The organism is Roseburia sp. 499 (assembly GCF_001940225.2).
Classification (GTDB): domain Bacteria; phylum Bacillota; class Clostridia; order Lachnospirales; family Lachnospiraceae; genus Petralouisia.
This window is the reverse complement of record NZ_CP135164.1, coordinates 1,652,472-1,671,700: the sequence shown is the minus strand read 5'-3', so window position 1 is coordinate 1,671,700 and position 19,229 is coordinate 1,652,472. Positions and strand designations below refer to the sequence as shown.

Annotated in this window: 23 protein-coding genes; 18 read left to right on the top strand and 5 right to left on the bottom strand. The window is 37.6% G+C overall.

Annotation, left to right across the window (positions count from 1 at the left end):
• Positions 1-94: 94 nt before the first annotated feature.
• The 6 genes from BIV20_RS08345 (at position 95) to BIV20_RS08320 (ending at position 5,606) form a co-directional block, all read left to right on the top strand.
• Entirely contained in the window at positions 95-430 is a 336-nt protein-coding gene (locus BIV20_RS08345; protein ID WP_075719935.1) for an SCP2 sterol-binding domain-containing protein, read from the top strand.
• Between the two features lie 44 nt (positions 431-474).
• Positions 475-1,419 (top strand): alpha/beta hydrolase, encoded by a 945-nt coding sequence (locus tag BIV20_RS08340; RefSeq protein ID WP_083655141.1) that lies wholly within the window; start codon positions 475-477, stop codon positions 1,417-1,419.
• A complete protein-coding gene (locus tag BIV20_RS08335; protein WP_075719933.1) occupies positions 1,419-2,819 on the top strand; it encodes a condensation domain-containing protein in 1,401 nt (466 codons plus the stop codon). Before BIV20_RS08340 ends, BIV20_RS08335 begins: the two co-directional genes overlap by 1 nt.
• A 19-nt stretch (positions 2,820-2,838) precedes the next feature.
• A complete protein-coding gene (locus tag BIV20_RS08330; RefSeq protein WP_075719931.1) occupies positions 2,839-3,066 on the top strand; it encodes an acyl carrier protein in 228 nt (75 codons plus the stop codon).
• Between the two features lie 16 nt (positions 3,067-3,082).
• A complete protein-coding gene (locus tag BIV20_RS08325; RefSeq protein WP_075719929.1) occupies positions 3,083-4,591 on the top strand; it encodes an AMP-binding protein in 1,509 nt (502 codons plus the stop codon).
• A 169-nt stretch (positions 4,592-4,760) separates the two neighbouring features.
• Positions 4,761-5,606 (top strand): hypothetical protein, encoded by an 846-nt coding sequence (locus tag BIV20_RS08320; RefSeq protein WP_075719927.1) that lies wholly within the window; start codon positions 4,761-4,763, stop codon positions 5,604-5,606.
• Between the two features lie 40 nt (positions 5,607-5,646).
• Here the strand turns inward: BIV20_RS08320 and BIV20_RS08315 are convergent, their stop codons facing one another.
• Entirely contained in the window at positions 5,647-5,799 is a 153-nt protein-coding gene (locus tag BIV20_RS08315; RefSeq protein ID WP_192848875.1) for a hypothetical protein, read from the bottom strand.
• Between the two features lie 53 nt (positions 5,800-5,852).
• Between BIV20_RS08315 and BIV20_RS08310 the strand changes: the two genes are divergently transcribed.
• The 6 genes from BIV20_RS08310 (at position 5,853) to BIV20_RS08285 (ending at position 10,943) form a co-directional block, all read left to right on the top strand.
• Positions 5,853-7,061, top strand: a complete 1,209-nt coding sequence (locus tag BIV20_RS08310) for an MFS transporter (RefSeq protein WP_075719925.1) — start codon at positions 5,853-5,855, stop codon at positions 7,059-7,061.
• Complete coding sequence (locus BIV20_RS08305) at positions 7,048-7,731, top strand: YkgJ family cysteine cluster protein (RefSeq protein ID WP_075719923.1); 684 nt, start codon at positions 7,048-7,050, stop codon at positions 7,729-7,731. The genes BIV20_RS08310 and BIV20_RS08305 overlap by 14 nt, the downstream gene beginning before the upstream one ends.
• Position 7,732: 1 nt before the next feature.
• On the top strand, positions 7,733-8,593 hold the full coding sequence (locus BIV20_RS08300) for an ATP-binding cassette domain-containing protein (protein ID WP_075719921.1): 861 nt from the start codon (positions 7,733-7,735) through the stop codon (positions 8,591-8,593).
• 164 nt (positions 8,594-8,757) lie between these two features.
• Positions 8,758-9,258: an acetolactate synthase small subunit gene (gene ilvN / locus BIV20_RS08295; protein WP_075719919.1), complete on the top strand. Its 501-nt coding sequence runs from the start codon at positions 8,758-8,760 to the stop codon at positions 9,256-9,258.
• A gap of 81 nt (positions 9,259-9,339) precedes the next feature.
• Positions 9,340-10,362, top strand: coding sequence for a ketol-acid reductoisomerase (ilvC, locus tag BIV20_RS08290; protein WP_075719917.1), 1,023 nt, complete (start codon positions 9,340-9,342; stop codon positions 10,360-10,362).
• Positions 10,363-10,574: 212 nt separating this feature from the next.
• A complete protein-coding gene (locus tag BIV20_RS08285; protein ID WP_083655140.1) occupies positions 10,575-10,943 on the top strand; it encodes a hypothetical protein in 369 nt (122 codons plus the stop codon).
• Here BIV20_RS08285 and BIV20_RS08280 read toward each other — a convergent pair.
• Positions 10,934-11,830, bottom strand: coding sequence for a LysR family transcriptional regulator (locus tag BIV20_RS08280; protein ID WP_075719915.1), 897 nt, complete (start codon positions 11,828-11,830; stop codon positions 10,934-10,936). The two genes, BIV20_RS08285 and BIV20_RS08280, sit on opposite strands and share 10 nt — an antisense overlap.
• A 138-nt stretch (positions 11,831-11,968) precedes the next feature.
• Here BIV20_RS08280 and leuC point away from each other — a divergent pair, with 138 nt between their 5' ends.
• The 4 genes from leuC to BIV20_RS08260 are packed head-to-tail and all read left to right on the top strand — an operon-like array spanning position 11,969 to position 14,321.
• Positions 11,969-13,225 (top strand): 3-isopropylmalate dehydratase large subunit, encoded by a 1,257-nt coding sequence (gene leuC / locus BIV20_RS08275; RefSeq protein WP_075719913.1) that lies wholly within the window; start codon positions 11,969-11,971, stop codon positions 13,223-13,225.
• 12 nt (positions 13,226-13,237) lie between these two features.
• Positions 13,238-13,723 (top strand): 3-isopropylmalate dehydratase small subunit, encoded by a 486-nt coding sequence (gene leuD / locus BIV20_RS08270; protein ID WP_075719911.1) that lies wholly within the window; start codon positions 13,238-13,240, stop codon positions 13,721-13,723.
• Between the two features lie 17 nt (positions 13,724-13,740).
• Positions 13,741-14,151: a class I SAM-dependent methyltransferase gene (locus tag BIV20_RS08265; RefSeq protein WP_242939806.1), complete on the top strand. Its 411-nt coding sequence runs from the start codon at positions 13,741-13,743 to the stop codon at positions 14,149-14,151.
• Between the two features lie 38 nt (positions 14,152-14,189).
• Positions 14,190-14,321, top strand: a complete 132-nt coding sequence (locus BIV20_RS08260; protein WP_278335662.1) for a hypothetical protein — start codon at positions 14,190-14,192, stop codon at positions 14,319-14,321.
• Between the two features lie 50 nt (positions 14,322-14,371).
• Here BIV20_RS08260 and BIV20_RS08255 read toward each other — a convergent pair whose 3' ends face one another.
• Positions 14,372-15,166, bottom strand: a complete 795-nt coding sequence (locus BIV20_RS08255) for a hypothetical protein (RefSeq protein WP_075719909.1) — start codon at positions 15,164-15,166, stop codon at positions 14,372-14,374.
• 178 nt (positions 15,167-15,344) lie between these two features.
• Here BIV20_RS08255 and BIV20_RS08250 point away from each other — a divergent pair, with 178 nt between their 5' ends.
• Together BIV20_RS08250 and thrC are read left to right on the top strand one after the other, a co-directional pair.
• Positions 15,345-16,130, top strand: coding sequence for a cell wall hydrolase (locus BIV20_RS08250; RefSeq protein ID WP_075719907.1), 786 nt, complete (start codon positions 15,345-15,347; stop codon positions 16,128-16,130).
• Between the two features lie 106 nt (positions 16,131-16,236).
• Positions 16,237-17,718 (top strand): threonine synthase, encoded by a 1,482-nt coding sequence (thrC, locus tag BIV20_RS08245; RefSeq protein WP_242939805.1) that lies wholly within the window; start codon positions 16,237-16,239, stop codon positions 17,716-17,718.
• A 41-nt stretch (positions 17,719-17,759) separates the two neighbouring features.
• On the opposite strand, the gene BIV20_RS08240 is transcribed toward thrC, so the two are convergent.
• Both BIV20_RS08240 and BIV20_RS08235 read right to left on the bottom strand, forming a co-directional pair.
• The gene (locus tag BIV20_RS08240) at positions 17,760-18,638 is read right to left on the bottom strand and encodes a chemotaxis protein CheX (protein ID WP_075719903.1); all 879 of its coding nucleotides are present in this window, start codon (positions 18,636-18,638) and stop codon (positions 17,760-17,762) included.
• A 3-nt stretch (positions 18,639-18,641) separates the two neighbouring features.
• The gene (locus BIV20_RS08235) at positions 18,642-19,013 is read right to left on the bottom strand and encodes a response regulator (RefSeq protein WP_083655139.1); all 372 of its coding nucleotides are present in this window, start codon (positions 19,011-19,013) and stop codon (positions 18,642-18,644) included.
• Between the last annotated feature and the right edge of the window lie 216 nt (positions 19,014-19,229).

The following is a 19,229-nucleotide window of genomic DNA, read 5'->3' as shown; positions in this document are numbered from 1 at the left end:
AAATTTGTAAAAAGAATATTGACCATGAGTCGAATAAATGCTATCTTAGTTATGAAAAGAATCGACCACGAGTCGAAAAGGAGGAGGAAAAGTTATGACTTATGCGGAGTTTTTTTCAGAAGTAAAAGGAAAATTTATGGAGGCAGACATTAGTGACGTAACAGAACATCTGGCATATCAGTTTAATATCATAGGGGAAGCTAGCGGCATTTTTTATGTAGAGGCCAAAGAGGGAAAGCTTCATGTAGAGCCATATGAATATTTTGACAGAGATGCCATGTTTACATGTAAGGCAGAAACTTTAATGAAAATTGCAGAGGGAGAATTGGATCCGGTTCTTGCTGTAACCTTGCAGAAACTAAAGGTGGAAGGAAATATTGATAAGGCGTTACGTTTGAAGGATTTGATTGAAAGCAAAAGAAAGAAATAGGTTGCAATGGAATAGGGTATAAAGGATAGAGAAGGGAAAGGAATATGAAAGAAATTGTAATAGGTGTAGGAAGTTTGCTGGGAATAGCAGCGGTTGCCCAGGTGGTAGAGACAGCATATTTTTACCGAAGAACTATGAAACGAAATAAGGCCAAGGTAGAGCGTACGATGAAGATGGCAGGAACAGATTGGAATCAGCATATGCCATTTATAGAGGAACGCAAGGAAAAGATGCTTGCACAGCCTCATGAAGATATTTATTGCAACTCAGAGGATGGACTGAAGTTGTATGCTACTTATTTTCCGGGACAGGAGAAAAACAAAGTCGTAATCTGCTTTCATGGATATACCAGTGAGGGAATGAAAGATTATATCGGACTTTCCGGTTACTATTTAGACAATGGTTATAGTATGTTGCTGGTAGATGAGCGGGCTCACGGAAAAAGTGAAGGTACATACATTGGATTTGGATGTAAGGATAGATGGGATGCCTTAAAGTGGATAGATTGGGTGATACAAAGATGTGGGCAGGATGTACAAATTTTGCTACATGGAACTTCAATGGGGGCAGCTACGGTATTGATGACAAGTGGACTTGATTTGCCGACACAAGTGAAGGGAATTGTATCAGATTGTGCGTTCACTTCACCGAAGTATGTATTCACCCATGTACTTCATTCCATGTATCATTTACCTGCGTTTCCTGTGATTCCGATGGCAGATTATATCAATAAGAAAAAAGCAGGATACGGAATGGATGAATGCAATGCAGCAAGGGAAGTGCGTAAGGCAAAAGTCCCTATTCTTTTCATTCATGGTGATGCAGATACTTTTGTACCATGCAGCATGTGTGATGAAATTTATGAAAATTGTGCAGCGCCTAAGAAAAAAGTGATTATTAAGGGAGCTGCCCATGCAGAGAGTTATTACAAAGACAGAGAAACTTATGAGAAAGCGTTAGATGATTTTACGAGAGGAGTTATGAATTAATGAAAACAAGAAAAGGGTATAAGGTTTATCCATTAACAGTAGCACAGAAATTTCATTTTTTTTATCAGAAGGCATGTCCTAAAAAAGAAGTGGTAAATATTGGAACCAGTCTGACTATTGAGGTAGATTTGGACTGGAATGAATTGAAACGGGCAATCTATAAGGCATATGAACGGTGCGAATCTATGCGCCTTCGTTTTGTGGAGGATAAGGATGGTACCTGTTATCAGTATGTGGTGGAAAAAGAAGAACGAGATATTGAGTTCAGAGATTTTACCAACGGAACCATGAAAGAAGCAGAAAAAGAAATGAAGAAATGGACTCAGGTGCCTTTTGAACGTAAGGATAATCCTATGAACCGAATTGTTATGATTAAAATGCCGGATGGATATAACGGAATCTATCTGTTGGTGGATCATCTGACTATGGATGCTCAGTCTCTGATTATTTTCATGAAGGATATCATTGAACTTTACTGTAATGCAAAGTACGAGGGAGTTCCATATCCGAAGGAGATGGCATCTTACATAGAACAGTTAGAAAAGGATTTGGCATATGAGGCAGGCTGTAAGGCAAAGGATAAGGATGAGGAGTACTTTCGTAAGTTGATTGAAAGCTCTGAGCCGATTTACAATGGAGTTGACGGAGTTCGGAAACTGAGGGAAGAGCAGAAAAAGTCTGGGAATCCAAATCTTCGTGCGGCAGTCAACATTTCTGATTCGGTAGATGCCGCATTGGACGTTTTCCATTTGGAAGCGAATCCTACCAGACGATTGATGGATTTTTGCGAAAAATATCATGTTTCCCTTTCTTGTCTACTTATTATGGGACTTCGAACCTATTTCCAGAAAATGAATGGAAATGATGATGTTTCCTTTAATACGGCAATTGCAAGAAGGGCAACGTTGCTAGAGAAGAAGTCTGGTGGAACCAGGATTCACTCGTTCCCGTTCCGTACTATTATACCGGAGGATAAGACTTTTTTAGAAGGAATTTATATCATTCGTGATAAGCAGAATGAGTTGTTTCGGCATGCCAATTACGATCCGGTTGCTTATTTCGGCTATCGTACGAAGTATTATAATATAGAGGGTGGAAGAACCTATGAGCCTATGTCTCTGACTTATCAGCCTATGACATTAAAGGAAAAAGGATTGGACAAATTAGGGGATATCCGATATAAAACGAATTGGTATCCAAATGGTGCAACCACTCAGGGAATGTACCTTACTGTAATGCACAGACCGGAAGACAACGGACTGGATTTTAATTTTGAACATCAGATAAAGGCAATATCCAGAGAGCAGTTGGAGTACATGTACTATTATCTCTGTAAAATTCTCTTCAAGGGAACTGAGAATCCGGGATTACCTATTGGCGACATTATAAAATTAATATAGAAGGAAAGGGGAAAAGAATATGTTAGAAAAATTAAAAAAAGTAATTTGTAATTATGTAGAGACTACACCGGAGGAAATTAAGCCGGAAACCCGTTTTATGGAGGATTTAGGTTTTACTTCCTTTGACTTCATGAGCATGCTGGGAGAATTAGAAGAGGAACTTGACATCGAAGTGGATGAAGTAGAAGCAGCAAACATTCGTACGGTACAGGAAGCAGTTGATTACTTGGAAAAGTTAATCGCATAATAGTAGGAGGGGAAAAATGGTTTGCAGTACAATTCGTGAAATTCTGGTATATGCAGAAAAGAAGTTTGGAGCAGGAGATGCTGTTCGCTATAAAATCGGGAAAGACAAAGTCGAAGCAAAGTCCTATACACAGTGGAAAGAGGATAGTGAGAGTTTTTCAAATGTATTGCAGTCTCTGGGAGAAGTGGGTAGCCATATTGCTATAACAGGAAGAACATCTTATCAGTGGCTTGTGACCTTTTTGGGTACGGTGAACAGTGGAAGTGTTGCAGTACCGCTAGACGTGGCCCTTCCGGCAGAAGAAATGTGTGAACTGATTGACCGTGCTGATGCAACCGTGTTGGTGATAGATGAAATGCGTGCAGACGTTATGGAAATGGTAAGACAGAAATGTCCGAAATTGAAATACCTGATTTCTATGCAGAAGGAAGAAAGTAGTGAAGAAGTACTTTCCTTTAAACAGTTGTTAAGGGAACAGAAGGGTGAATTTTCCTTTTCTCCGCAACCGGATCAGCTCTGTACCATTATGTTTACGTCAGGTACTACAGGAAAGAGTAAAGGAGTTATGCTGACACACCGCAATCTTGCGGAAAATGCGACTTGTTTGGATATGAAAATTGCGGAACGAACAGTGCTTATGACAGTATTGCCAATACATCACGCTTATTGTCTCAGTATGGATATTTTAAAGGGAATGTCCCTGGGAGCCATTATTTGTATCAATGACTCATTGCTTAGGGTAGCGAAAAACATCAAACTTTTTCAGCCTAACTTGATTCTTATGGTACCGCTTATGATAGAAACGTTATCAAAAAAATTGGAAGAAACGGCATGGATTCCACCTGCAATTGTAAAAAATAAGGTGTTTGGAAAACAATTTCACACCATTTTTAGTGGAGGTGCATACTTAAATCCTTCTTATATTGATTTGTTCCAAAAATACGGAATCAGCATATTACAGGGGTACGGTATGACAGAGTGTGCTCCTGTTATCAGCACCAATGTCAGCTGGAATATCAAAAAAGGTTCTGTAGGGCAGTTGATGCCAAACTGCGAAGCCAAAGTGGTAGAAGAGGAACTTTGGGTGCGCGGAAGCAGTGTGATGATGGGATACTATAACATGCCGGAAGAAACAGCAGAGACACTTCAGGACGGATGGCTGAAGACAGGTGATCTTGGCTATGTGGATGAGGAAGGTTTTATCTATCTGACCGGAAGAAAGAAGAATTTGATTATTACTCCAAATGGCGAAAATGTTTCACCGGAAGAACTGGAGAATAAAATTGGTTCTAACCGTCTGGTTCAGGAAATTTTAGTGCGGGAGAATGAAGGGGTGATTGAGGCGGAGATTTTTCCAGATTATGAATATGCGAAAAAGAAGAAAATATCAGATATCGAGGAAGCTCTGCAAAAGTTAATTGATGAGTATAATCAGGGGGCACCGGCGTATAAAAGGGTTTATCGGATGAAAGTGCGAGAGGTAGAATTTGAAAAGACCACATCTAAAAAAATAAAAAGATATTAATGTAGAGAAAGTGAAACACCTGGATTCATAACGAGTCTGGGTGTTTTTAAATGTGTTTTGGAAATAAAAGCATATAAAAAAGATATGGTAATAGAACTGAGAAAGTGGTAATATGTCAATTATAGTAGCAAAATGACAGAACATAACAATGGAGAAATATAGGTAATATATGAAAAGATACATATCAGCGCTAATGCTTGTTCTATTTGCCATTTTATTGATGATTAGTGCAGATAAAAAAACAATAGATAAGGAAACGCTGGGAACAATCACAACAGGTAAAGAGGCAGAAGCGGAGGTAAAACTTAATATTGGAATTTCTGAATGTTTGGGACAAGTAGTATCGTTAGAAGAAAAAGAATTGTTAATCGATGCATTTTTGTTGGAAGAACCGGAGGTCTATACTTTTTTACAGGGACCAAGGTCATGGTCGGAAGGGGTAAAATGGTCGGGAGAATGGTGTCTTTTTGGTGTAAAAGGAAATTCTTTCGGAAATTTCGGCTGTGGACTTTGTTGTATGGCAAATATTTATGATACATTGTCACCATATGAGGTTTCCCCGTGGGACATGTGTGAATATGCTATGAGTGTTTCCGGTTATGCTCCAAAGAAAAAGTCAGGTGCAATCGATTGGGGAAATATGAAAGAAGTATTGAAGCAGTGTGGTGTTTCTTGCGATGTATATTATAAGCCGGACACTTACGAAGCATTTCAGCAGCAGATATTCCAGGCCAAGTCGGCAGTAGTGCTGGTGTGCAGTGCAAATGATGCTACCTACTGGAAGGATACGCCAGGGCATTATGTGAATATCTGGTTGTATCAAGAAGAAGATGATACAGTATTTTTAGCGGAACCGGGAAGTCCTACAAATAATCGGACTCGGATACCTTTGCGGTATGTATATGATGCCTTGAAGACCACAAGTAAGTTTCAGTATTTGCTAATTGACGAATATCGTGAGGAAAATAACCAATGGAAAGCGGATGGCATTGATGAAAGCTGGAACAGACCATAGAATAGAAGTGGGGATGTAAAGTGTTCACATCCCCTTTTTACTAGCTTTCCCCTTCTTTTACAATTTGTTCCAGAACATTAATCAAATCTTGAAGGGTGTTGATTCTTACGTTTCGTTCCAGAATACAATTTTTCAATTCTGTGGACAAGGATTCGAATTTATCTTGTAATCCGGGAGCTACGTAGCTTGCCATAATTATCACCTCGGTGCTAGTATATACGAAAACAGAAAGGATATACAAAAAACATGAAAACCAGATTTAAAAATAACTATAAAACCACAATCTATGCTTGTTTTATCGGTTATATTGTACAGGCTATTGTAAATAATTTCGTTCCACTGCTATTTTTGACCTTTCGGTCAACATATGGAATTTCATTGTCTAAAATAACATTTTTGGTCACCTTTAATTTTGGAGTGCAGTTGTTGATTGACTTGTTGTCTCCGACTTTTGTAGATAAAATTGGTTATCGGGTGTCAGTGATATTAGCTCATGTTTTTTCAGCAACAGGGCTTTTGGCACTCACTATCTTACCGGAGATTTTTTCAGACCCTTTCACCGGACTTTTGGTAGCAGTTATGATATATGCGTTAGGTGGAGGTCTATTAGAGGTATTGATTAGTCCAATTGTAGAAGCCTGCCCGACAGATAACAAAGAAACAGCTATGAGTATGCTACATTCCTTTTACTGCTGGGGACATGTAGGGGTAGTGTTATTATCTACAGGCTTTTTTAGTTTGTTCGGAATTACAAATTGGAAGTACATGGCATTGTTGTGGATGTTGGTTCCTCTGTGCAATATGATATTGTTCTTCTTTGTGCCAATGGCATCCTTGATTGAGGAAGGAGAGCGAGGACTGACTCTTCCGGAATTGTTGAGTAAGAAAAAATTCTGGCTGATGTTTCTTCTTATGATTTGTGCAGGAGCCAGTGAACAGGCAGTGAGCCAATGGGCATCCGCATTTGCAGAAAAGGGACTGGGGGTGGCAAAGACAATTGGAGATTTGACAGGTCCGATGTTTTTTGCAATTATGATGGGAACTTCCAGGGCTTTATACGGAAAATACGGCGAGAAATTAAAATTGGAGAAAGTGATGGTAGCAAGTGGTGCATTATGCATTATTAGTTACCTTATGATTGTGCTTAGCCCAGTTCCGGCACTGAGTTTGGTGGGATGCGGTATTTGTGGATTTTCCGTTGGAATCCTATGGCCGGGAACTTTTAGTATGGCATCTGCGGGAATCCGAAATGGTGGAACCATGATGTTTGCATTTCTTGCTCTTGGTGGTGATGTGGGATGTTCCCTTGGACCAACCTTAGTGGGAAGAGTTTCCGGAATGTTTCAAGAGAATTTGAAAATAGGTATTCTGGCAGCACTTGTGTTTCCGGTAATTTTATTGGTTGGAATAGGAATAAATAAGGTCTGGAGTGAGGGTAAAAATGAAGAATATTAGAAATGAAAATGAACAAACAGACGGAAATGTATATGAATTGAATGATATGCTAAAATTATCATGTCAGGATTGTGCGGGATGCTTTGCATGTTGCGAAGGTATGGGAAGTTCCGTTATTTTGACCCCTTATGATGTGTTTGAATTGGAACGGAATTTGGAAACAAACTTTGAGCAGCTGATGCAGGAAAAAATAGAATTAGGTGTCAGTGATGGTATGATTCTTCCAAATCTCAAAATGAGAGGAAAAGAGGAACGATGTGGTTTCTTGAATGAAGAAGGACGTTGTACTATACATGAATTTCGCCCAGGTATTTGTCGATTGTTTCCGTTGGGTAGACAGTACGGAGAAAATGAAATCAGTTATATTTTTTTGGAAGATGCCTGTCCGAAGCCGAACAAAACAAAAGTAAAGATAAAAAAGTGGTTAGGAATTCCTAACATAGAACAGAATGAAAAATTTTTATTGCACTGGCATAAGTTGAAAAAAAGAGCAGTAGGATTGATGAAGCGGGCACAGGATGAAACAATGGCAAAGGAATTAAATATGTACTTGTTAAATTTGTTTTATGTGAATCCTTATGATATTAATCAAGATTTTTATTTGCAGTTTGAAGGGCGTCGGACAGTGGCGGAGAAGTTGCTTGGACAGTTAGAAAAACAGGAGGGATAACGTGGTATATTTAGATTATATTACATTTCCTACAGCGGATGAGGAATTCGATTTTTTCTTAGCGCAAAAAAGGACTTGTTATGATAGCTTTTATCCTTTTCAGGTATTGTCTAAAAAGGGATTTCGTCGGATTGATTTTGAACCCATCACAATTTTATATGGTGGAAATGGCTCTGGAAAGACCACAGCTTTAAATGTCATCGCCCAGAAAATAGGGGCACAGAGAGAATCCGTGTATAACCGTTCTAATTTTTTTGAGGAATATCTGGAACGGTGTTTTTTTGAGTGGGGCAGTGAAATGCCGGATAATCGTATGATTATTACCAGTGATGATGTGTTTGACTATATGCTGAATATTCGTACACTAAACAGTGGAATTGACCAGAAGCGTGAGGACATGTTCAAAGAGTATCTGGAGGCAAAATATTCTCATTTTCAGATGAAGTCCATAGAGGATTACGAAAAGCTGAGAAAGGTAAATATGGCACGTAGCAAAACCCAGTCAAAATACGTTAGAAACCAATTGATAGACAATGTGAGAGAACAATCTAATGGAGAAAGTGCCTTGATGTATTTTACGGAGAAAATCAAGGAAAATGCAATGTATTTATTAGACGAACCGGAAAACAGCTTGTCTGCAGAGAATCAGTTAAAGTTACAGAAGTTTCTGGAAGATTCCGCCAGATTTTTTAATTGCCAGTTTGTAATTGCAACTCATTCGCCCTTTTTGTTATCGATGAAGGGGGCGAAGATATACGATATGGATGAAGAAGTGGTAGATGTGAAAAAGTGGACAGAACTGGAAAATGTCCGTATTTATTACGATTTTTTCAAGAGTCACGAAGCGGAGTTTGAAGAATGATATATCTGTTGTCTTTACTGGAGATTATAGCAGGCATATATAACCATAACTTAGAGGAATAGCAGATAAAAATAATAAGTATAGCCTAATCCTATTGACAAAGTACCATAATATGCTAAACTTATTAGTAATCGTGAAGCGTAAAGAAAAGGTAGGTTTCTCTTATGGGAAGACAGGCATTATCTATGTTGGTTGAGAATACACCCAATGTACTCAGCCATGTATCCGGGCTTTTTAGCCGCAGAGGATATAATATTGACAGTATCACAGCCGGAGTTACGGCAGATCCAAGATTTACAAGAATTACTATTGTTTCCAGTGGAGACGAGATGATTTTAGAGCAAATCGAAAAACAGCTTGCGAAGCTTGAAGATGTCATTGATATTAAGAAGTTGCAGGAAGGAAATTCTGTATGTAGGGAGCTGATTTTAATTAAGATAGGTGTGAAACCTTCGGAACGTCAGCCGGTGATTTCCATAGCAGAGATTTTTAAGGCAAAGATTGTTGATGTTACCAATGATTCTATGATGATAGAATTAATTGGACAGCAGAGTAAGTTAGATGCATTTTTAGAGTTGCTCGGAGATTATGAGATTCTGGAGTTGGCAAGAACCGGTATTACAGGATTGAACCGAGGAACATCGGATGTAAAGATGTTCGATTGATAAATAATAACATATGTAAATACTATTTATTATGCAAAGCATAATGAGATATTTAATTATATTCTAGGAGGATAAGAAAAAATGGCAGCAAAAATATTTTATCAGGAAGATTGTAACCTTTCATTATTAGAAGGAAAAACAATCGCAGTTATTGGTTATGGTAGCCAGGGACATGCACATGCATTAAACTTAAAGGATTCCGGATGCCATGTCATCATTGGTCTTTATAAAGGAAGTAAGTCCTGGGCAAAGGCAGAAGCACAGGGATTTGAAGTATATACTGCTGATGAAGCAGCTAAAAAGGCAGACATTATCATGATTCTTATCAATGATGAATTACAGGCAGATATGTACAAGAGAGACATAGAGCCAAACTTAGAGGCAGGAAACATGTTAATGTTTGCACATGGTTTCAATATTCATTTCGGAGCTATCGTACCTCCTAAGGACGTAGACGTTACCATGATTGCACCAAAGGGACCAGGACACACTGTAAGAAGTGAGTATCAGGCAGGCAAAGGTGTTCCATGTCTTATCGCTGTAGAGCAGGATGCAACTGGAAAGGCTCAGGAAATCGCTTTAGCATATGCACTTGGTATTGGTGGAGCAAGAGCTGGTGTTTTGGAAACAACTTTCAGAACAGAGACAGAAACAGACTTATTTGGTGAGCAGGCAGTTCTTTGCGGTGGTGTTTGTGCATTGATGCAGGCTGGTTTCGAAACATTAGTAGAAGCTGGATATGACCCAAGAAATGCTTACTTTGAATGTATCCATGAAATGAAGTTAATCGTAGACCTGATTTATCAGTCAGGATTTGAAGGAATGAGATATTCTATCTCCAATACAGCAGAGTATGGTGATTATATCACAGGACCTAAGATTATCACAGAAGATACTAAGAAGGCTATGAAGAAAGTATTAACAGATATCCAGGATGGTACTTTTGCAAAAGACTTCTTATTAGATATGTCTCCAGCTGGACGTCAGGTTCACTTCAAGGCTATGAGAAAGAGAGCAGCAGAGCATCCGGCAGAAGAAGTTGGTAAAGAAGTTCGTAAATTGTATAGCTGGAACAACGAAGAAGATAAGTTAATCAATAACTAATCAGAATCATATATTGGAATGTGACTCCCTCCACGACAGAGATGTTGTGGAGGGAGTTTTATCGTATCTTTTGACATTTGAAACACTGATAAAAGAAGGGATACAGAAGTTTTACAGAAAAATCATCTGAAAAATTCTACATATTTGTGCATAGCAGGTTTTGAAGGTTTGTGTTATAGTTAAATCCATCAAAAAAGGAAGGAGAACATAAAATGACAGATAATGAATTACTTTTGGCTTTATCAACATTGTTTGATAAGAAACTAAAACCGATAGAAGAAAGTATCCAGTCTTTAGAAGGAAAAGTAGGATCTTTAGAAGGAAAAGTAGGATCTTTAGAAGGAAGGGTACAATCCTTAGAAGGAAAAGTGCAATCAATGGGAGAAAACATACAGTTTCTAAAACTGCAGAATGAAAATAATATTTTGCCACGCCTACAGAATATCGAAGCCTGTTACACATCTACATATGAGCGATATAAAAATGGAATAACTAAAATGGAACAGATGCAGACAGACATCGATATTATAAAAAGCGTGGTTACAGAACATAGCCAAAGACTTGAGAAGGCTTATATCTGATAACTTTCATAAAAATCAATAAAGTGTTCCAGAGATTTAGAAACTCTTACGTTTTGATTATAAGCAAAGCCAATCTCACGTTTATGAATTGGAATCCCTAGTGGAATCTCTTTTAGTACACCGGTTTCCAACTCTTCTTTTACAAAGTCACGAATCACACATCCTACGCCAAGACTGATTTTGGACATTTCAATGAGAAGGTCCATATTAGAAACTTCAATGGTATCTTGTATTACAATATGATTATTCTGAAAATAGTCATCAATATATTGGCGAGTCATATTTTCCTTATCTAACAGCATGAGAGTAGAATTCTGTAAAATTTGATCTGCTTCTACTCCACGAAGCTTTAAAATATGTAAATAATCATCTGTAGCTACAAAAATATCTTCAATTTCCCGCAGACAATAAAAATCAATTGTTCTTGGATTTTCCGGTTTTCCGATTAATCCTACATCCAGTTTTCCGTCTTCTAAAAGAGCCAGAGTTTGATTGGTAGAGTGACAGGAAATAGAAATATTGATGTGTGGGTACTTTTTTATAAAATCTTTTAAATAAGGAAGTAAAATATATTTGCATAAAGTAGAGCTTACTCCGATAGTAAGATGTCCTACTCCAAGTTCAATAGAACGGCGTAGTTTTTCTTCCCCAAGGGTAAGGGTTTCAAAGGCAGATTTTACATGAGAGTAGAGAAGTTCTCCTTCTGTAGTCAACGTAACCCCTCTGGAACTTCGGTCAAAGAGTCGTACACCTACACTGTCTTCCAACTTCTGGATGGATTTGCTGATAGCTGGTTGGCTAATGTACAATTCCTTGGCAGCCTTTGATATATTTCCGGTATTGGCAACTGCATAAAAAATCCGGTAAGAAGATAAGTTCTGATTCATAAGCACCTCCATAACTAAAAGTCATAATAATTATATTTAATATGTATTTCTATTATACTATGTTCTATGCTAAAATAGCAAACATAGATAGAAACGATACGCGAACACGAGAATTATAAAATAGGAGGATATAGAAGAATGGGAATGACAATGACACAGAAGATTCTGGCGGCAGCAGCAGGACTTCCTGAGGTAAAAGCAGGACAGTTGATTGAGGCAGAGTTGGATTTAGTTCTTGGAAATGATATTACCTCTCCAGTGGCTATCCATGAAATGGATAAGTTTAGCAAAGATGGGGTATTTCATAAGGATAAAATAGCATTGGTTATGGATCATTTTGTTCCAAATAAGGACATTAAGTCTGCACAGCATTGTAAATGTGTAAGAGAATTTGCATGTAAGCATGACATTACGAATTATTTTGATGTAGGAGAAATGGGAATCGAGCATGCTCTGTTACCGGAAAAAGGTCTTACTGTAGCAGGAGATGTAATTATTGGTGCAGATTCTCATACATGTACTTATGGGGCATTGGGAGCATTTTCTACCGGAGTAGGAAGTACAGATATGGCAGCAGGTATGGCAACTGGAAAAGCATGGTTCAAGGTGCCTTCTGCTATTAAGTTTAATATTGTAGGAAAGCCTTCTAAGTGGGTGAGCGGAAAAGATGTTATCCTTCATATTATTGGAATGATTGGAGTAGACGGAGCTCTTTATAAGTCCATGGAATTTGTAGGTGAAGGAATTAAAAATCTTTCTATGGACGATCGTTTTACTATTGCAAATATGGCAATCGAAGCAGGCGGAAAAAATGGAATCTTCCCAGTAGATGATGTTGCTATTGCATATATGAAAGAGCATTCTACAAGAGAATTTAAGGTATATGAAGCAGATGAGGATGCAGAATATGACGAGGAATATACCATAGACTTAAGTACATTAAGACCAACAGTTGCATTCCCACATCTTCCGGAAAATACAAAGACAATTGACGAAGTAGGGGATGTGAAGATTGACCAGGTAGTCATCGGTTCCTGTACGAATGGTAGATTGGACGACCTTAGAATCGCAGCAGAGGTGCTTCACGGACATAAGGTAGCAAAGGGAGTGCGTTGCATCGTAATTCCGGCAACTCAGAGAATTTACTTAGAAGCAATGGAAGAAGGAATTTTAAAAACCTTTATTGAAGCAGGAGCAGTTGTAAGTACTCCAACTTGCGGACCTTGTCTGGGTGGTTACATGGGAATCCTTGCAGAAGGAGAGCGTTGTGTATCCACTACAAATCGTAACTTTGTAGGACGTATGGGACATGTAGAATCAGAAGTATATCTTGCAAGTCCGGCTGTAGCCGCAGCAAGTGCCATTACCGGTAAGATTTCCGGACCACAGGATTAAGGAGGAAAAGAAATGAAAGCACATGGAACAGTCTTTAAATATGGCGATAATGTAGATACGGATGTTATTATTCCGGCAAGATATTTAAATTCCTCTGATCCAAAGGAATTAGCAACTCATTGTATGGAAGATATCGACAAAGATTTCGTAAATAACGTAAAAGCAGGTGACTTAATCGTAGCAGATAAAAATTTTGGATGCGGTTCATCCAGAGAACATGCACCAATCGCAATCAAAGCAGCTGGAGTAAGTTGTGTAATTGCAGAGACTTTTGCTAGAATTTTTTATCGAAATGCGATTAATATCGGACTTCCAATTATTGAGTGCCCGGAAGCTGCCAAGGGAATTGATGCAGGCGATGAAGTTGAAGTGGACTTTGATAGCGGTATCATTACCAATAAGACAAAAGGAACTTCTTTCCAGGGGCAGGCATTCCCGGAATTTATGCAGAAGATTATCAAGGCAGAAGGTTTGATTAATTATATCAATCAGAAGTAAGGTAAAGAAGGTATAATATGGATATAGATGAGCAATTTAATGTGATTGCCAAGGAATATGATATTAATCGAAAAAGATTTATACCATGTTTTGAAGATTACTATGAAAGTACGACGAAATTTTTAACCTCTAATATTAAGGCACCAAAAAGAGTATTGGATTTAGGGGCAGGCACAGGGCTTTTAACGTCTTTTTGGTATAAGTATTTTCCAGAGTCAGAATACGTACTTGTAGATATTGCAGATAAGATGTTGGAGGTTGCGAAAGAACGATTTTCAGGATTGGAAAATGTATCTTATCAAGTTTTAGATTATGCCAAAGAACTTCCGGATGAAGCATTTGAGAGTATTATTTCTGCTTTATCTATTCATCATTTGGAAAATACGGATAAGGCAGAATTATTCACTCATATTGGGAAAAACAATTAAGCCAAAGTGGACTTTCAGAACTTGATTTGGAGCGTTGGATGGAACGCAGAAAATTTGACAAGGAGTGTTCTGTTAAGGATGAAATGGCTATGCTTCAAAAATTTAATTTTAGGAATGTAGAGAATGTGTATACCAGTCAAAAATTTGCTGTTATTGTTGCAATAAAGTGAGTATAAGAGAAAGCAACGTATTTTGATACGTTGCTTTCTCGTTGTTTTATTTATAATCCGGCAAGATATTCCAGATATTTTGCAGAGATTTTGATTTTGCTGTAAATCTCTGCATATTCCTTTGGGGAAAAATTTTCAATATAATTAGTGGGAAAGTTCTTGTTAATCCCATGGCTTTTGGCCAAATCTACCGCTTTATTGTAGGCAATAGCGGCTTTTTCTTCACTGCGATAGGTTCCTATCGTATAATTTCCGTTAATGTGTATTTTTACCTTATATCGTGGAATTTCATTTTTTAGATACTGTGTCACCCCATGATATTTATTGATTATAATAATATTAGAATAGCGAAAGTCTGTGGCATCGTCATTGGCGAAATAGTAGTCCTTACCGGCTATACCGTAATTTTTAATGCCATAACGTGAGAGGATATTAACCTGCATTCCGTAGTCGTTTACAAAAAGGTGAGATCCCCGGCGCATAATTTTATGGCTGGAATAATAAAATAAATCGTCAATATCAAATTTTAATTCATCTGACTTGGAAATGTAATATACAAAGTAATTATTTCTAAGATAAATGGGATTTTTAAAATAAATACCATTATCCCTAAAATTCAACAGAGAAATCACCTTGTCAAATTTTAAAATAGTGTGGTACGCAAAAATGGTATCTATGGTAAGTTCAGAATCCGTTAAAATTTTACCGGCTTCCGTATAAGCAGTATTAGCATCGTCTTCTCTGGAGAAACTACCCAGAGAGATGTGTTTGTTTTTATAAGTAATACTGGAGCGGTAATATGTGTCCCCATTTTTTTGGTAAGCAAGGTATACACCTGGTAGCATATTGTCCTCCCTGATTGTGATTTGAAATAAGTATAACACAAAAAAAAAGAATAAAAAAGTTTTTCTAAAATTTCCAGAATAAGAGTGGTAATTTATGGTAAAAATTTGTATTGATGGCAATAAGCAAGCGTTGAAGTAATGCTTACTTGTGTAGTCAACGATAGAAAAGAGGAATATTATGTTAACAATTCAAAGCTTACTAAAGAATGTGTATTGGTGTATCAGAAATATATCAAAGAAGTCCTATCGCGATTGCGCCGTTATTGTTTCAGGGTTTCTCGTATTTGCGATGATTTCCTTGAATGCGCAGGCATTCGGTGGTGCGGGGAAGAATAAGGTGGTTCCAAAAGAATGTAATACGTTAAAGGGAAACGAAGAAGAAAGTTTCGAAGGAGAAACAGAAGAAACAGGGTTGATTGCTGGTCCTCAATTTATTGTGATATGCAAAAATGCATTAGAAGAACAAAGTAAAATAGAACAGGAAGTAGTAAAAGAATGTATCAATCTTGAAAATGTGGGGCAGATACAAAAGGAATTTCCCAAATCGCCTGTAAATGCCTATCAGGAATTACAGCTTTCTGAGAACGATTATGAGGCACTGTGCCGTATTGTGCAGGCAGAGGCAGGTGGGGAAGATGAAAAAGGAAAGATTCTGGTAGCAGAAGTGATTCTAAATCGTGTGCGGACAGATGGATTTGAAGATACAGTATATAATGTGATATTTGAAAAAAGTGGTGGTAGTGCCCAGTTTGCCCCTACTGTAGATGGGAGATATTTCACGGTAGAAGTGACAGAAGAGACTAGGGAGGCTGTGGAAAAGGCGCTATATGGAGAAGATTACTCACAAGGCGCATTGTTTTTTTCGGCCAGAAGTAAGGCAAATCCAAATGACATGGCATGGTTCGACCACAATTTGAAATGGCTATTTCAGTATGGCGGACATGAGTTTTATACACTTCCGTGAAAATTTCACACTTTAATAGAGTAAAATTGTGTAGTGTAATCATTGACAGACTTGTAGAAAAATTTTATAATTGAAAGGATTATAAAAGCAAAGGATGGATAGGAATATGTTATATTCAAGCACAAGAAACGCAGATGAGAAAGTAACGGCTTCTCAGGCGATATTAAAAGGTCTTGCGGAAAATGGAGGACTTTTTGTACCGGATAGTATTCCGTCTCTGGAGGTTCCGGTAGAAAAGCTGGCAGATATGTCTTATCAGGAAACAGCATACGAGGTTATGAAGCTGTTTTTGACAGATTTTACAGAGGAAGAATTGAAGAATTGTATTAAAAATGCATATGATTCCAAGTTTGATACAGAAGAAATCGCACCACTGGTAAAGGCTCAGGATGCTTATTATTTGGAGTTATTCCATGGGGCAACTATTGCGTTTAAGGATATGGCATTGTCCATTCTTCCACATCTTCTGATTACCGCAGCACGAAAAAACGAAGTGAAAAATGATATTGTAATTTTGACTGCAACTTCTGGAGATACCGGAAAGGCAGCACTGGCAGGATTTGCAGATGTAAAGGGAACTAAGATTATTGTATTTTATCCAAAAGATGGTGTAAGTCCAATTCAGCAGAAGCAGATGGTAACACAAAAAGGTGACAATACTTTTGTTGTAGGAATTAATGGGAACTTTGATCAGGCACAGACCGGAGTAAAACAGATGTTTTCTGATAAAGCATTAGCAAAAGAAATGGAAGCTGCCGGCTACCAATTCTCTTCTGCAAACTCCATTAACATCGGACGTTTAGTGCCACAGATTGTATATTATGTATATGCTTATGCAAAGATGGTAAAGGCAGGAAACATTCAGAATGGCGAGACGATGAATGTAGTAGTACCTACCGGTAACTTTGGAAATATTTTAGCCGCATTTTATGCAAAGAACATGGGACTTCCGATTGGAAAGCTCATTTGTGCATCTAATGAAAATAAGGTGTTATATGATTTCTTTACAACAGGAGAATATGATAAGAATCGTGATTTTATCTTAACAAGTTCACCATCTATGGATATTCTGATTTCCAGCAATCTGGAACGTTTGATTTATCGCATTGCAGGAAATGATGCAAAGAAGAATCAGGAACTGATGAAGTCTCTGCAGGAAAATGGTAAGTACGAGATTACAGCAGAGATGAAAGAGCAGTTAAAAGATTTCTATGGCAATTATGCCAGTGAAGCAGAAACTGCTGCAATAATCAAGGAAATCTATGATGAAACAGGATATATTATTGATACACATACAGCAGTAGCAGCAGTAGTATATAAGAAATATCAAAAAGATACTAAGGATGTGGCTAAGACTGTGATTGCATCTACAGCTAGCCCATATAAGTTTACCAGAAGCGTTATGACAGCTATTGATGAAAAATACGACAGCCAGCCGGATTTTGAATTGGTAGATGAATTAGAAAAGTTATCCAAGGTAAAAGTACCTCAGGCGATTGAAGATATTCGTACCGCTCCAGTATTACATAAGACTGTTTGTGAAGTGAATGAAATGCAGTCTGTAGTGAAGAAATTCCTTGGAATATAAAAAAGAATTCCGCATTATTGCGGAATTCTTTTTTTGCAATTTTACATAAGTGATATAATAAAATTGATTCTTCCGAAAGGGTATACAATTGGAAGAAGATAAGCCAATGAATCAGTAGAAAGGGTCGGATGTTCCTGCACCATTGGTGGTTCTAATTTTAATTCGACAGAATGTTCATTGGACATATTTACTGTGTAAAGTCCATTGTGAAGATTCAAAAAGTCTTCCACGGAAGCTTGAACATACTCATCCAACTCAGTAAACGTATCTCCCACATATTTATTGGCAAATGCAATTGCAGTTTGTGGTTCCATATCCAAAGCAGAGAGCAATGTTCCTTCTATTTCTTGGTATACACAGAAATTAATTGGAATTTCTGGCATAGGGATAATATCAAGCGGAGTAAAATCTTCACCAATAAAACGAATCAAGTTATTGAATAAGAGAGTCAAATATGGTATTAAACGCTCCGGTTCTGTAATATTCTCCTGCGAGCAAAAAGAAGAGAGCAGTTTATCTACCAGTTCCTGTTGCTCAAGGGCTATGTTCAAATCATAAATTTCATAAGCAGAACGATATTCGGCTACCAGATTTTCTAAGTCAGTATTTGTAATCAAATTTTGATCTATCAATACTTGTCCCAATTTCATATAGTCAGGAAGCTGAAGCTTTAACAACTCATTTACCTGCTTTTGAGTAAGATAACCAAGCTTTATAGCTAATTCACCAAAACGTTTGTCATAGTGGGTCTGCATAATATAAACATCTTCCACTTCATTAGCCGACATATATCCTTCATGGATAGCAAGTGTTCCTAATTTTTGATGAGCTGAAGATTGAATCTTCAGTGCTTCCATAAGTTGCTCGGCAGTAATAATACCTTTATTGATTAGAAAATTTCCGAAAAACTGTGTATACATAACCTATCTCCCTTCAAAACGTTTGCTTACAACCTTAGAAATGGCCTCAGAGGAGTAAGGTTTTTGAATAAAATCATGAGCGCCTTCCATAATTGCTGCCTTTAATTGTGACTGTGTACCAACAGAAGAAACAATAATAATATATGCCTCCGGATCAAATTGGCGAATTTCATGAACTGCCTGAACACCATCCATCAGAGGCATTACGATATCTAAAAATACCAATTGTGGTTTATGCTCTTTGTAAAGAGCTACTGCCTGTTCCCCATTAACACCTTCAATAAAATTGTCAAAACCACATGTTTTAATAATATCTTTTAATTGCTTGCGTGCTAAAATAGAATCATCGCAAATCAAAATCTTTACATCTTCCATAGTAATCACCCGCTCCTTCAGTATAGTCAAATTTTATATAAATATTTTACACTAAACGGCAGAAAGTTTCAATCTTTTCTTTTGGACAAATACAATTTGTGATACTTTTCGGCAATTACAAAAGAATTGTGATATAATGTCTGGTAGGAATTCAGAAAAACTTCACAGAACCATCACCTGAAGGTGATAGGCTATTTTAAACGGAAGGAAAGGAGA

Coding starts and splice junctions, on each gene's coding strand:
- BIV20_RS08260 (WP_278335662.1), top strand. CDS start 14,190: ATGGAACGCAGAAAATTTGACAAGGAGTGTTCTGTTAAGGATGAAATG.
- BIV20_RS08315 (WP_192848875.1), bottom strand. CDS start 5,799: ATGGCAAGCTACGTAGCTCCCGGATTACAAGATAAATTCGAATCCTTG.
- leuD (WP_075719911.1), top strand. CDS start 13,238: ATGAAAGCACATGGAACAGTCTTTAAATATGGCGATAATGTAGATACG.
- BIV20_RS08335 (WP_075719933.1), top strand. CDS start 1,419: ATGAAAACAAGAAAAGGGTATAAGGTTTATCCATTAACAGTAGCACAG.
- BIV20_RS08305 (WP_075719923.1), top strand. CDS start 7,048: ATGAAGAATATTAGAAATGAAAATGAACAAACAGACGGAAATGTATAT.
- ilvN (WP_075719919.1), top strand. CDS start 8,758: ATGGGAAGACAGGCATTATCTATGTTGGTTGAGAATACACCCAATGTA.
- BIV20_RS08310 (WP_075719925.1), top strand. CDS start 5,853: ATGAAAACCAGATTTAAAAATAACTATAAAACCACAATCTATGCTTGT.
- BIV20_RS08255 (WP_075719909.1), bottom strand. CDS start 15,166: ATGCTACCAGGTGTATACCTTGCTTACCAAAAAAATGGGGACACATAT.
- BIV20_RS08285 (WP_083655140.1), top strand. CDS start 10,575: ATGACAGATAATGAATTACTTTTGGCTTTATCAACATTGTTTGATAAG.
- BIV20_RS08240 (WP_075719903.1), bottom strand. CDS start 18,638: ATGTATACACAGTTTTTCGGAAATTTTCTAATCAATAAAGGTATTATT.
- ilvC (WP_075719917.1), top strand. CDS start 9,340: ATGGCAGCAAAAATATTTTATCAGGAAGATTGTAACCTTTCATTATTA.
- BIV20_RS08235 (WP_083655139.1), bottom strand. CDS start 19,013: ATGGAAGATGTAAAGATTTTGATTTGCGATGATTCTATTTTAGCACGC.
- thrC (WP_242939805.1), top strand. CDS start 16,237: ATGTTATATTCAAGCACAAGAAACGCAGATGAGAAAGTAACGGCTTCT.
- BIV20_RS08265 (WP_242939806.1), top strand. CDS start 13,741: ATGGATATAGATGAGCAATTTAATGTGATTGCCAAGGAATATGATATT.
- BIV20_RS08325 (WP_075719929.1), top strand. CDS start 3,083: ATGGTTTGCAGTACAATTCGTGAAATTCTGGTATATGCAGAAAAGAAG.
- BIV20_RS08345 (WP_075719935.1), top strand. CDS start 95: ATGACTTATGCGGAGTTTTTTTCAGAAGTAAAAGGAAAATTTATGGAG.
- BIV20_RS08320 (WP_075719927.1), top strand. CDS start 4,761: ATGAAAAGATACATATCAGCGCTAATGCTTGTTCTATTTGCCATTTTA.
- BIV20_RS08340 (WP_083655141.1), top strand. CDS start 475: ATGAAAGAAATTGTAATAGGTGTAGGAAGTTTGCTGGGAATAGCAGCG.
- BIV20_RS08280 (WP_075719915.1), bottom strand. CDS start 11,830: ATGAATCAGAACTTATCTTCTTACCGGATTTTTTATGCAGTTGCCAAT.
- leuC (WP_075719913.1), top strand. CDS start 11,969: ATGGGAATGACAATGACACAGAAGATTCTGGCGGCAGCAGCAGGACTT.
- BIV20_RS08250 (WP_075719907.1), top strand. CDS start 15,345: ATGTTAACAATTCAAAGCTTACTAAAGAATGTGTATTGGTGTATCAGA.
- BIV20_RS08330 (WP_075719931.1), top strand. CDS start 2,839: ATGTTAGAAAAATTAAAAAAAGTAATTTGTAATTATGTAGAGACTACA.